The 10,182-nt window shown below is 57.0% G+C and carries 14 protein-coding genes and 2 pseudogenes; 12 read left to right on the top strand and 4 right to left on the bottom strand.

Annotation, left to right across the window (positions count from 1 at the left end):
• Nucleotides 1-594 precede the first annotated feature (594 nt).
• The 9 genes and pseudogenes from C451_RS01330 to C451_RS01365 all read left to right on the top strand — a co-directional run bounded on the left by C451_RS01330 (nucleotide 595) and on the right by C451_RS01365 (nucleotide 4,312).
• Nucleotides 595-1,023, top strand: a complete 429-nt coding sequence (locus tag C451_RS01330) for a DUF7567 family protein (protein ID WP_007736829.1) — start codon at nucleotides 595-597, stop codon at nucleotides 1,021-1,023.
• The gene (locus C451_RS01335; protein ID WP_007736831.1) at nucleotides 1,020-1,247 is read left to right on the top strand and encodes a hypothetical protein; all 228 of its coding nucleotides are present in this window, start codon (nucleotides 1,020-1,022) and stop codon (nucleotides 1,245-1,247) included. The genes C451_RS01330 and C451_RS01335 overlap by 4 nt, the downstream gene beginning before the upstream one ends.
• Nucleotides 1,244-1,576 carry a hypothetical protein gene (locus C451_RS01340; protein WP_007736833.1) on the top strand — a complete coding sequence of 111 codons (333 nt, stop codon included), beginning with the start codon at nucleotides 1,244-1,246 and terminating at the stop codon, nucleotides 1,574-1,576. Before C451_RS01335 ends, C451_RS01340 begins: the two co-directional genes overlap by 4 nt.
• Nucleotides 1,577-1,644: 68 nt before the next feature.
• The gene (locus tag C451_RS21515; protein WP_152420322.1) at nucleotides 1,645-1,887 is read left to right on the top strand and encodes a hypothetical protein; all 243 of its coding nucleotides are present in this window, start codon (nucleotides 1,645-1,647) and stop codon (nucleotides 1,885-1,887) included.
• On the top strand, nucleotides 1,884-2,222 hold the full coding sequence (locus tag C451_RS01345; RefSeq protein ID WP_007736836.1) for a hypothetical protein: 339 nt from the start codon (nucleotides 1,884-1,886) through the stop codon (nucleotides 2,220-2,222). Before C451_RS21515 ends, C451_RS01345 begins: the two co-directional genes overlap by 4 nt.
• 46 nt (nucleotides 2,223-2,268) lie before the next feature.
• Nucleotides 2,269-2,676, top strand: coding sequence for a hypothetical protein (locus C451_RS01350; RefSeq protein ID WP_152420323.1), 408 nt, complete (start codon nucleotides 2,269-2,271; stop codon nucleotides 2,674-2,676).
• Nucleotides 2,673-3,401 carry a hypothetical protein gene (locus C451_RS01355; protein ID WP_007736840.1) on the top strand — a complete coding sequence of 243 codons (729 nt, stop codon included), beginning with the start codon at nucleotides 2,673-2,675 and terminating at the stop codon, nucleotides 3,399-3,401. The genes C451_RS01350 and C451_RS01355 overlap by 4 nt, the downstream gene beginning before the upstream one ends.
• A gap of 115 nt (nucleotides 3,402-3,516) precedes the next feature.
• Nucleotides 3,517-4,012, top strand: a pseudogene (locus C451_RS01360) (hypothetical protein).
• Between the two features lie 6 nt (nucleotides 4,013-4,018).
• Entirely contained in the window at nucleotides 4,019-4,312 is a 294-nt protein-coding gene (locus C451_RS01365; RefSeq protein ID WP_007736843.1) for a hypothetical protein, read from the top strand.
• A gap of 1,002 nt (nucleotides 4,313-5,314) precedes the next feature.
• Here the strand turns inward: C451_RS01365 and C451_RS01375 are convergent.
• On the bottom strand, nucleotides 5,315-5,968 hold the full coding sequence (locus tag C451_RS01375) for a thioredoxin domain-containing protein (protein WP_080503417.1): 654 nt from the start codon (nucleotides 5,966-5,968) through the stop codon (nucleotides 5,315-5,317).
• A 124-nt stretch (nucleotides 5,969-6,092) separates the two neighbouring features.
• On the opposite strand from C451_RS01375, the gene C451_RS23205 reads away from it, so the two are divergent.
• Nucleotides 6,093-6,752, top strand: coding sequence for a hypothetical protein (locus C451_RS23205; RefSeq protein WP_152420324.1), 660 nt, complete (start codon nucleotides 6,093-6,095; stop codon nucleotides 6,750-6,752).
• Nucleotides 6,753-6,804: 52 nt separating this feature from the next.
• Entirely contained in the window at nucleotides 6,805-7,353 is a 549-nt protein-coding gene (locus C451_RS01385; protein ID WP_007736850.1) for a PH domain-containing protein, read from the top strand.
• Between the two features lie 283 nt (nucleotides 7,354-7,636).
• On the opposite strand, the pseudogene C451_RS24225 reads toward C451_RS01385, so the two are convergent.
• From C451_RS24225 to C451_RS01400, 3 genes and pseudogenes are all read right to left on the bottom strand, one after another.
• Nucleotides 7,637-8,681: pseudogene (locus C451_RS24225) on the bottom strand (RNA-guided endonuclease InsQ/TnpB family protein).
• Nucleotides 8,682-8,857: 176 nt separating this feature from the next.
• Nucleotides 8,858-9,247 (bottom strand): HEPN domain-containing protein, encoded by a 390-nt coding sequence (locus C451_RS01395; RefSeq protein WP_007736851.1) that lies wholly within the window; start codon nucleotides 9,245-9,247, stop codon nucleotides 8,858-8,860.
• On the bottom strand, nucleotides 9,240-9,605 hold the full coding sequence (locus C451_RS01400) for a nucleotidyltransferase domain-containing protein (protein WP_007736853.1): 366 nt from the start codon (nucleotides 9,603-9,605) through the stop codon (nucleotides 9,240-9,242). Before C451_RS01400 ends, C451_RS01395 begins: the two co-directional genes overlap by 8 nt.
• A gap of 174 nt (nucleotides 9,606-9,779) precedes the next feature.
• On the opposite strand from C451_RS01400, the gene C451_RS20395 reads away from it, so the two are divergent.
• On the top strand, nucleotides 9,780-10,182 hold a 403-nt coding region (locus tag C451_RS20395; RefSeq protein ID WP_152420325.1), incomplete at its 3' end, for a helix-turn-helix domain-containing protein.

A 10,182-nucleotide genomic window follows, 5' to 3' on the forward strand; every position in this document is an offset into this window, starting at 1 on the left:
TACGACGACTTGCCGTTTTTCTCCTTCGAGAGGGGTGCAGCGTCGAGACGTACAGTCTGACAATAGACGATCGACTCCCAACAGGACACCATCGACAACTATGAGTACCAAACCGAAAGACGCCGTGTGGATCAGCCGCGACACAGCCGAAACGGCTCTCACCGAGTTGACCAATCTCCTCGAATACGCCGACGGAGAAATGGAAACCGGTGGCGAACGAGCCGCCATCGACGATCTCTGGCACGCGCTGGAAGACGATGAACCCCGAACAAGCGTGACGAGCAGCGGCGAGTTCGACAAGCTTGCCATCGCTGGCGTCTCTGATGAAGCGGTCGTTATCGATCNCGATGAACCCCGAACAAGCGTGACGAGCAGCGGCGAGTTCGACAAGCTTGCCATCGCTGGCGTCTCTGATGAAGCGGTCGTTATCGATCACGGACGGATGCCGCCCCGAGCGATCATCACCACCGATGGCGGCGAGATCCCGACCGATATCATCGAACTCCCCGCCGACGACGAAGATAGTACGGGCGAGAACGATTCTGAATCCGAGACGGTCGCCGTGGACACTCCGGACAACGGGGGAGAAGGGTGATGCCGGTCGTCGAAACCGAAGAGCGCTACGACGGCGCGTTCGGTGAGCTCCAGTGTCCGGTCTGTGGCTCGGAGGACTGGACGCACATCGTTTTCCAGGGTGTGTTCTGCGCCGACTGCAACACTCGGTGTCTCCTCCGTGAACCAGCCGGTGATCAGGGCTTTATCGCCGAGTTCGATGGAAAGTACACGTGGCTCACCGACGACGCCAAGATGATTCCTGAAACAGAGGAATACGGTGCAACTGCATCGGGGAAGTGGCTCGGGACTCCCAGCCGCGGCTACGAGCGCTACTGGTTTTCGGCCACAGCAGAACACCTCGACGAGTACATTACCGATTGGAAGCCTGCGTGGGAACGAGAAGACGCCGAGAGTGATGGGCCGAACTACCTGATCGATCTGCCCAGCAACGAGGCAGAAGTCTCATGAGCAAACCACACACGGAAGACGCGAATAGTTCCGACAACAGCGAGTACAGCGGCCGGCGTGTCGAACTCTCGCTCGTCCTCGAATTCACTGGCGAGCAATATATCGATACGGATGGTGAAGTCAACGAGGACCTCATGCGGCGTGAAGCGCTCGATTACGCCGCTGAAGCTACACAGAGAGAATTCGACATCGAAATCACGCTCATCGACGAGGTTTCCAAATGAACGTCGAATTCACGACTGAGGACGGCGAGAACGGCCGGTATACTGGCGTGGCGTATTTCCAGCAGGACGTTGGCGAAGTGGCGTTCTTCAACGACGATCTCGGCTTCGTCCGAACAGATGCCTTCGTCACATATGCCGGGACGGGCCACACCGGCAACGTCCCAGCGGCAAACGAAGAATCGATGGAAGCCATGATGGCCGATCTCCGAAGGGAAGAACAGATGGGTAATGGGATGCTGATCGTCGGCTCCAGTGCCCACTCGGAGCAAGGGCCGTCAGGGACCGAAGGACAGAGTGGAGTCTCCAACGACGAGAACCGAAACCCTTGACGATGAATCGCGACCACGAGGTAGTCGCCCTTGTTTTTCTTCCTCAAGAGGTGTGAGGAGACCCGACCATGCCTCACGCACCATTCGACCCCGAAGAACCGACAAACTACCCAGACATCCGAGAATCGTTCGCACTCGCCCTCGAAGAAGAAGCACCCGAAGCAAAAGAAGCAGTGTTAGGAACAGTGGATGACGCCATCGGGGCAAACGCTGAATACCTGCACTTCCCCGGTGATCGATTCACTGCGGGCGGGGCGATTGAACCGAGAGAGGAAACCGAACGCAAGGAGGAGCGAGGAGATCAGCCATGAGCGATCAATCCACACCCGCCGAACAGCCGGAGGAAACAGCTACCGACAGTGTCACATCTGACAACCCAGATGGAGAGGATCACGACTGCCAGGAGCACCTCGAATACGTCGAATACGAGTTGGTTGAAAACGGCTATGACGACATCTTCGTCTGTCGGATCTGTGACGACGAGTACCGATTGGTGTACGCGCGGGCGTTCCTGCTTGACGGTGACGATTACTCGCTGGTGGAGGAGTACACCGATAGTATCGAGCAGGATCTCAGACAGCTTCGCGACGACCAGGACGACGGCACAGACGAAGACGAAGAAAACGCTGAATCGGCTGATTCGTAGCTAATCCGCCTTATCGAGTCCATAACCACGATTTTCCAGTCCAATCATGAGCGAAACACAGTCAGCCACGGCACCAGAGGCAGAGGCAGAGACAGAAGACCGAACAGAGCCAGAAGCCGCTGCAGATACGGGGTCGATCCCACGCGAACAGCAGATGGTGTTCGGCGACGATGGCGAGATCGAACCCGACGGCGATACCGTCGAAACCTCGCTCGAAGTCTTCGGCGCAGAAATCGATCACAGCGAAGGGTCAGGACGAGTCGCCAAACCGAGTGCAACCCGATTCGGTATCGATGATCGGGCTCAGACCCCCTCCCAGCGCACGGAGAGCGATCAGCGCTCGCTGTTCGCCGATGTCGAGAGCGGTCAACAGACGCTCGGTGGCGACGACGCCGCCACGCGATGTCTGTTCGGTGACGACGCAGGTAACAGTGCCAACGGTGAAGAGCAATGACCGGTAGCGCGCTGAATCGCTTCACCACCCAGTTCAATCGCATTCATAAAATCGCCGACAACGAATCAGTCGAACTGGTTTGCGATTTCTGTTCGGGGCCGATGGAAGCCGGAGATCGCGTAGCGACTTACGTGAGCAACGCCGAACTCGGCGGATATGCACACCCGTATCCCGGGACGAACCTGTACGCCCACCGAACCTACTGCGAAGAGTGCGACCGCCAGCATATCGTCTACCCGAACGAAGGGACCGGTGAGCTGTTGCTGGCAGCCACAATCCAGACGAACGGCACCCACGCCGACTGGGCGCTACGCGAATCGTCGCCAGACGATCACGGCGAGCCATGGGATGGAAAGCTCGCCTTCGAGTTCATCTTCGGCGAGATTTTCGACGGACTTGCCGCCGATGCAGCACTTCACGAGTGGACCATTGGCCACGAAGACGTGGTTGACATGATCCGGCTCGGCGGCGTCGATCTCCGCGAAGTGTTCGACGAGAACGGGACGATCATCGCACCCGAGGCGAAACAACAGCGCATCCAACAGCAAGTGTTTGATCATCTCGCAGAGGCAGGTCTCGAAAGCCACGACGACGCCTACGACCGACTACAAGACGAGGGTCGGCCCGGCGCATTCGCCTGTCCCGAATGCAGCGCACAAGCCGACTATTGGGCCGGCGTCGACCACGAGTCAGACTGTTCATCGGCACCAGTGAGCGGCGAGTAGCCACCGCTCCAAATCTATCGCTTTCGCACGAAATCCCCCCAGTTTTTCATGCCGGAGAGTCGCGCAGGCGTGAGTGAAATCGAAACACAGCACGTCAAAATCCAAACACGAAACTATGCACCAGATCATCCACGCGATCGTTGACGGACAGTCCAGAGACGATGCTCTCGGAGCCGCACGCAGATCAGTCTTTGACCGTCTCGTTGGAGCCACAGTCGAGAGTTCCGCCAAATTCGACTACTACGTGACGTTCGACGGGGAAGGAACTCATATCGCGGGCAAAGATCGGTGGGGCGAACTCCCCATTGCCGCTCAACTCGATTCCGACAAGGGCTGCGAACTCCTCCAGAGAGGATGGAACTCGACGAAAGAAGAATTCGAGCGCAATCTCACAGAGGTGCGCGACGCACTCTCCTCTCTCAGCGACGAAGAAATCAATGAATAACAACGATCTCATTCGCCATCGCTGCAGGAATCTCGGTGCCCATGCCGGTCCGCCGGTCTACCTCTACGACAGCTCCGGTCACGGGATACGCACCTTCGAGGATTTCGTCTGGGCCTACGAAGACCTCGACAAACCGTGGATCGTTCCCGCCGATGTTCACTACTGACTACTCATGTCAGACAACACCCGCCACTCCGAAACTTCGCTGTCGTCAGAAATCGAAGGCGCGGATGAAGCGGTTGTGACGTTCCACCCACAGATCTGGCACGACAACCGCGCTCTCACCAGTGACGATACCGAAACGTACACCGTCCCCGTCGAAGCAGCGCTGGACGATAACGGAGAACTTCTCGAAGACGATACTGGTGAGTCGGACGCGCTCGCGACCCACGAAAACGCACCGGAGAGAGCCCAGAACTGGTCCGAAAACGACCCATACTACGTAACCATCGACGGGCTGCGATGACGGCTAGCTGCAACAACTGCGGGCAAGAGTGGGAGCGCGATCCAGCACTTGAAGTCGCGTGTCCAACCTGCGAAGCCGACGTCGGGGAATCGTGTCGGCGGCCATCAGATCACCGGTGCCGGATCCACGCAAAACGCGACCAACGGGCGCTCGAAGAGGTCTGTGACCACTCGGTCTGTCCAGCTGCCGACGCTCCTGGTCGTCCTGTCTGGAGTGCAGCCAACGAAGAAAATCCCGACGGAGAAACGCACCAAGCCACGCTTTTGTGATGACTGGACCTCGTACCCATATAAAGACCCCTTCGAGTTCATCCATGAGACCGTCTACTCCTTGATCAGCATTGTTCAGAGTCCACAACAACAGATTCTGCACCGCTTCCTTCAGCGAGTGTTTGAGATCGTTGCACAGCGACGTCGTTTGTGAGAGCACGGTTCCCAGAGCGCTATCGGCAACACCCAGCCGAAGACAACTGTAGGCCAACATCAGCAGGTGCCAATGCCGATTCTAAAGCCCATTAGTTTAAGGTGTACGACTATCGAAGCAGCAATATGGCGAGTCCAACCGATGTCCAATGCCCTCACTGCGGTGTAGAAAACACAGTTGAGATCCCGGACTCAGACCGCGAAGCAATCAAAGGTTCTTCTGGAGATATCCCCAATAATGGTGCATTCACTTGCGATGGGGGAAGCCACTGGCCAAAGCCCGATCCTGGTGAAGGCTGTGGGAGAGAGTTCTCAGTCAATGTTGACCACGACAGCTACGGAGATGCCAACTCTCTGTAAACAAGAGGCAGAAACCCGCTCTAACCCTGTAGCGTTCTGAACTGAGACGTTACGCATTTGAGTCAGAAGTGAATCGTGAGTTCCCGTTTGATTTGGTAGTGATCAACGCGATTAGTTTGATCAGGTATATTCCAGACAACGAAGAGACAGATTATATCAGAGAATAATCGCCTGAATCATCAAATCCCTACGCTGTCGTCCATTTTCAATAGAGCAGTATTCACTGCTGGGATTTTTCGATTGCGCTAATCAGGGAGTTTGCGGACGGAGCTTCAAGCTTCTTCTCGTTGACGTACACGGTTGGCGTCGCCGACACACCACGGTTGGACGCCTGCTTGGATTCAGTGTTGAGCAGCTTGCAGTATGCGCCCGATTTTGCTGCCTGCCGTACCTTCTCGCCATCGATATTCGCGTTCAACCTATCAGCAAAATTCTTGAACAGACCATACGAAAAATCATCCTGACGGCGGAACAACGCCATCGTATACGCGAACATCGCTTGGTCACCACCGAGCCGTTGGACCTCGCGAGCAGCGTTCGCAGCCGGCCGGCTCCAGTCATCGACCGGGATCGGGAAGTCGTGATGGACGTAGTGGACCGCCCCTGACGCAACGAACTTGCTGCGGATTTTGGGGAAGACGTTGAGCGCATAGTCTCGGCAGTGGGGACACGAGTAGTCGACATACTCGGCGACAGTCACCGCGGCATTCGAGCTACCCAGTGCAGGGGAATCGAGCTTCGCTGGCGGAGACGAGTCGCACGTTGGTGTCGATGGCCCGCTGGCCCGCTCCAAGAGAACATACCCGCTCCCTACACCAGTTAGTCCAACCCCTCCAGCAGCGAGTAGTCGGCGGCGTGTAATCGTTGGCGTCATTTGTGTCGGTTCAACGATTGTCCTCTGCCTTTCCTGAAATACTCTCTGCCACCCAGATCGGCCAGCAGGCAACGGACCTCATTCAGTTTTTCCGCCCCGGAGGCGCGAGGTGTTCTCAGAACCGATGAGCACAGACACATCCACGAACCACCGCTCCAGCCTGTACTCCACGCTCGACCCGCGAACGCAACGCGCGATCGATGAACCGATGACTGTAATCACTCGCGGACCTGGAACATACCACATCGAATCTGCTTCCGGAGCGACCTACATTGTCCACTTTCCGCCTGAAAGCAGCTCTACCGAGAATGGCTCACCAACATGCAACTGTCCGGATCAGACGACCCCACCCTCGGAGACAGACTGCAAGCATCTCCAGCGGGTGAAACTCGATATCGCGTGCGGTGAAGTTGCCCATCCGAATGACTGGCCCTCTGATGCAGAGCTCGCCGAACGGGAGCCAGCACGCCCAACTGACACGTCGCCACCGATGCCCTCTCCAGTTGCGACTGACGGCGGTCAAGCACTCGGTACAGCTCCATCCAGCACCTCGACCGGTGCCAGCCCGGAGATCGCCACTGAAGAGCCAACAGTCATCGACGAAAGACCAGGAGAGATTGAACTCGATGCCCCTCGCGATATCTGTCATCGTATCTCCGAACGTATCACAGAAATCGAATTCGAGATCGAGCAGCGACGAGGCGAATTGAAAGATCTGGAAACGGCACTTTCGATCCTAGAGGACCTCGTGCCAGAGCTGGATGGCAGTGAACTGGAGAAGTAGATGTCGCCACGCAGAACGTTTATTATTCAGGGAACAGCTACTGATACCATCCATGGCTTCCGTCGAAACAGCTGACTGGCTTCACCTGACCGATGATGAAGTGGTTCTCTGGGACGGACATCCCTCCCTCTACACAATCGGTTCGGATATCCTGTTCAGCCTCTTTCTCATCATCGTTGGGATCGGACTCACTGCTGCGTTCCTGATCCCGCTGGACTGGGTGCCTGAAACACTCGCTGAACAGTGGGCGTTCCTTCCGCTCATCCTTGTCGCGGTTGGCATCGTGTTCTTCACAATCCAGTATGGGATGCTCAGACGAACCCACTACGTAATCACAACTGAAGAGGTGTACCGGAAAGAGGGGCTGATCAGTCAGGACGTTCTCAAAATTCGCCACGATCGGATTCAGAATACGACCTGCAGCCAGTCAGTGCTTGAACGCCTCTTCTCGTTCGGCGATATTACGATCTACACGGCTGGATCAGACGATCTCGAGATACTTCTCACGAACGTGTCTCAGCCGCAGAACGTGAGCGAAATCCTCACCGAAGCATTTGATAACGCAAATGATGACGGGCAGGCAGATACACAGCCACTCTAAGGGGTACGTGAGGCTGGTATCGATCCATCGTCAAGCAAGTTGACATCCTCCCCGCCCTAAAGGGCGAGGATTCCCCGAAGGGGATATTGGGGTTGCGCGTTTCCTCGGCACTCAAGTTCCCGTTCGGGAGGTGCGTCAGCGGTTGCCGCCCAATTGTGACCGAGGGCGTGCGTTCCAGCGCATCCAGCCGTGTCAAAGCGGCCTTCCCACCCACACACGGTGGGCGTCAAAGACGGCAGGGTATTCAGCCTGCTGGGGAGCACGGTTCGACTCGCCCGAAGCGTTAGTCCGTGCATGGTTCTCCCTCTCTGACGGCGATGTTCGCCGCCGCGTTCAAATCCGCGTGACGTTCGTACCCGCACGATGAACACGCGAAGTGGTCGCCGTCGCGGTCGCCGCGTTCACCACATTGAGAACAGGTCTGGCTCGTGTACGCAGGGTCAACGCTTTCGACGCGGATACCCTCGCGTTCGGCCTTGTAGGTGATGAACCGGCGAAGTTGGTCGAAGTACCATGAATAGACACCCGACCATCCAGTACGGTCGCGGATGCCTTCGAGGTCTTCGAGACAAATCAACGGATTGTCGAACTGTGCGGCGAACTCCACGAGTCGTTTCGAGAGGGTGTATTCAGGTCACGGATACGGCGGTGTTCTTTTCACCCACGCGGTTGCGAGCACGAAGTGCTCCCGCTTCCGCAAGCGAATCGCGTAGGGAACGAAACTTTCGCCGGACGTACCGTGCCTCTTTGCCCGAAACCAGCATCGACTCATCGGAACGCGGCTCGTGAACGGCGAGAATGTGCCGCTCGCCGATATCCACTCCAATTGGAGTTTCACCATCCGCTTCGGCGTCGTACTCGACGGTGAACGAACAGAACCAGTCGTCGCCACGACGGTACACTTGTAGCCGTGACCGCCCGGCTTCGCCGTTCACGAGGCGTTCGACGGGTTCGCGGATGTGGTCGTGTACCTCGATGGGAGTGTACCACCACTGATTGATACAGGGGAATCCGACTACGACCGAACCGTTCTCGGTACGGTCAATCTCCCAGTTCTGATTGTTCGTGGCGAACGGTTGCGCCGCCGTGTAGGTGAGCGCACCGTCGCGGCTATGGTCGGCCTTCGCCTCACGAATGGCCTGATTCTGGATAGCTGAGTATAGCGGCGAGTCGATGCTTCCGGTCGTGATGGATTTGCCGAACTCGTCGGATTCCCAGCCGTCGATGAGGAACTGCTTCACATCACGATACTCGTGCATGGCCTGTTGCCACTCGTGACGGCGCTTTCGCGTTGGTTGCGAAAACTTCGTCGTCACGGTGGCGATCACGGCTATTACATTTGTAATAAAACCGATGCTACTTAAACACTACGACCAATATCAGGTCACACGACACACGGAACCAGTGGTTGAACAGCCACAGAATCAGCTCACGGCGCGTATCCCCGCCGTGAACGGCGAGGCTTTGCGCCTGTCTTTCACGTAACAGTTTGTCATTCGGAGATTTAGCAGAGAGCTTCCATCTCTGAGACAAATTGACGGGTTCGAGTGAGAAGGGCGTCGATGTCTTCGTCGATTGTTCCGTAGCCGTAGTCAGCCTTTTGGCGGAGTTCTCCAAGGTCATTCAGAAAGCGGCCGTCCGCGCGCGCTGCATTTCCTTCTTTGACAACTTCGGATCCGAAAAGGCTAAGAACGCCGCCATGAGTTGTGGGATCGTGCTCTTGGTTATAGAGCACAGCTTGTGCAGCGTGGAAGCAGGCATAGTACAGGCGGTTGACGACGACCGTGTCGGAAAGCTCTGCGTCTCGTGCACCTTTGGCATCTGAGAGCGCTTGGTGTGCCTGTCGGAGTTGGTCTTCGATGGCGGCTTCACTGGGTGTATCGTCGTTAGGCATACGAGCGGCCCTCTCTGAGGACGTTTCGGACGAACGGGTTCCCTTCTTGCTGGTGGCGCTCGAACGTCGGTCCGTCTAGAATGTGGAGTTCGACAAGCGGCCCGTATTCGAGCATCACGTCATACGCGATGTCACGGAGGGAGTCGGCGATGGCGTCTCGGTCGGGGTTATCCGGGAGGACGATGAGGACGTCGACGTCACTTGATCGACCGCTCGCTTCACCGCGGACAGTGGAGCCGAAGACGTACAATTCGGCGATCTTGTCGCTGTGTTGGGACCGCGCGCGTTCGACGAACGCCTCTGCTGCGGCGGTATGGGCGTCGGCCGATGTCGATTCAGTCGCGGTCTCGTTGGCCATGTGACCAGCTACGTTCTTTGGCGTATTTATATGAACCGCAGGACGCTAAGATCCACCCTCAAGCGCGAGCCGCGTTGCGGAGGCGAGCGATAGGGTAGGGATACAGCGCCCGTTATCATCCAGCCTACCATGACCCGAAGCCTTACCAATCGCACGACATAAAGCCGATTCACCGTGCGCCGCACCCACAAATATCGCCTCAGGCCGTCCGACGCCATCTGCGAAGAGTTGGACCGCCACCGCGATATTTGTCGGCAGGCGTACAACCACTTTCTCCACCGTCTCAACCGCGTCGAAGACATGTCCCGGTACGACGAACTCGGCGTCCTGCCCGACCTCAAAAAGTGGTGGGACGACCTCGGTGACGTGTACTCGCGCACGCTACAGAACGTCGTGGAACGCCTCTACGACAACCTCGAAATACTCCGCCGACTGAAAAAGGAAGGCCACCGTGTCGGTCATCTCCGATGGACGCTCTTGCCGAGTCTGGTGAAACAGTCGCGTAGGAACTACAGCATCCCGCCGTATGCTAGTGGATGTGCTCCAACGGACAGCTTTCGGCGGGATGCTCCGAGAA

The sequence above is a fragment of the Halococcus thailandensis JCM 13552 genome (assembly GCF_000336715.1).
Taxonomy (GTDB): Archaea; Halobacteriota; Halobacteria; order Halobacteriales; family Halococcaceae; genus Halococcus; species Halococcus thailandensis.

Coding starts and splice junctions, on each gene's coding strand:
- C451_RS01395 (WP_007736851.1), bottom strand. CDS start 9,247: ATGCCTAACGACGATACACCCAGTGAAGCCGCCATCGAAGACCAACTC.
- C451_RS01385 (WP_007736850.1), top strand. CDS start 6,805: ATGGCTTCCGTCGAAACAGCTGACTGGCTTCACCTGACCGATGATGAA.
- C451_RS01355 (WP_007736840.1), top strand. CDS start 2,673: ATGACCGGTAGCGCGCTGAATCGCTTCACCACCCAGTTCAATCGCATT.
- C451_RS01335 (WP_007736831.1), top strand. CDS start 1,020: ATGAGCAAACCACACACGGAAGACGCGAATAGTTCCGACAACAGCGAG.
- C451_RS01345 (WP_007736836.1), top strand. CDS start 1,884: ATGAGCGATCAATCCACACCCGCCGAACAGCCGGAGGAAACAGCTACC.
- C451_RS01400 (WP_007736853.1), bottom strand. CDS start 9,605: ATGGCCAACGAGACCGCGACTGAATCGACATCGGCCGACGCCCATACC.
- C451_RS23205 (WP_152420324.1), top strand. CDS start 6,093: ATGAGCACAGACACATCCACGAACCACCGCTCCAGCCTGTACTCCACG.
- C451_RS21515 (WP_152420322.1), top strand. CDS start 1,645: ATGCCTCACGCACCATTCGACCCCGAAGAACCGACAAACTACCCAGAC.
- C451_RS01330 (WP_007736829.1), top strand. CDS start 595: ATGCCGGTCGTCGAAACCGAAGAGCGCTACGACGGCGCGTTCGGTGAG.
- C451_RS01340 (WP_007736833.1), top strand. CDS start 1,244: ATGAACGTCGAATTCACGACTGAGGACGGCGAGAACGGCCGGTATACT.
- C451_RS01375 (WP_080503417.1), bottom strand. CDS start 5,968: ATGACGCCAACGATTACACGCCGCCGACTACTCGCTGCTGGAGGGGTT.
- C451_RS01365 (WP_007736843.1), top strand. CDS start 4,019: ATGTCAGACAACACCCGCCACTCCGAAACTTCGCTGTCGTCAGAAATC.
- C451_RS01350 (WP_152420323.1), top strand. CDS start 2,269: ATGAGCGAAACACAGTCAGCCACGGCACCAGAGGCAGAGGCAGAGACA.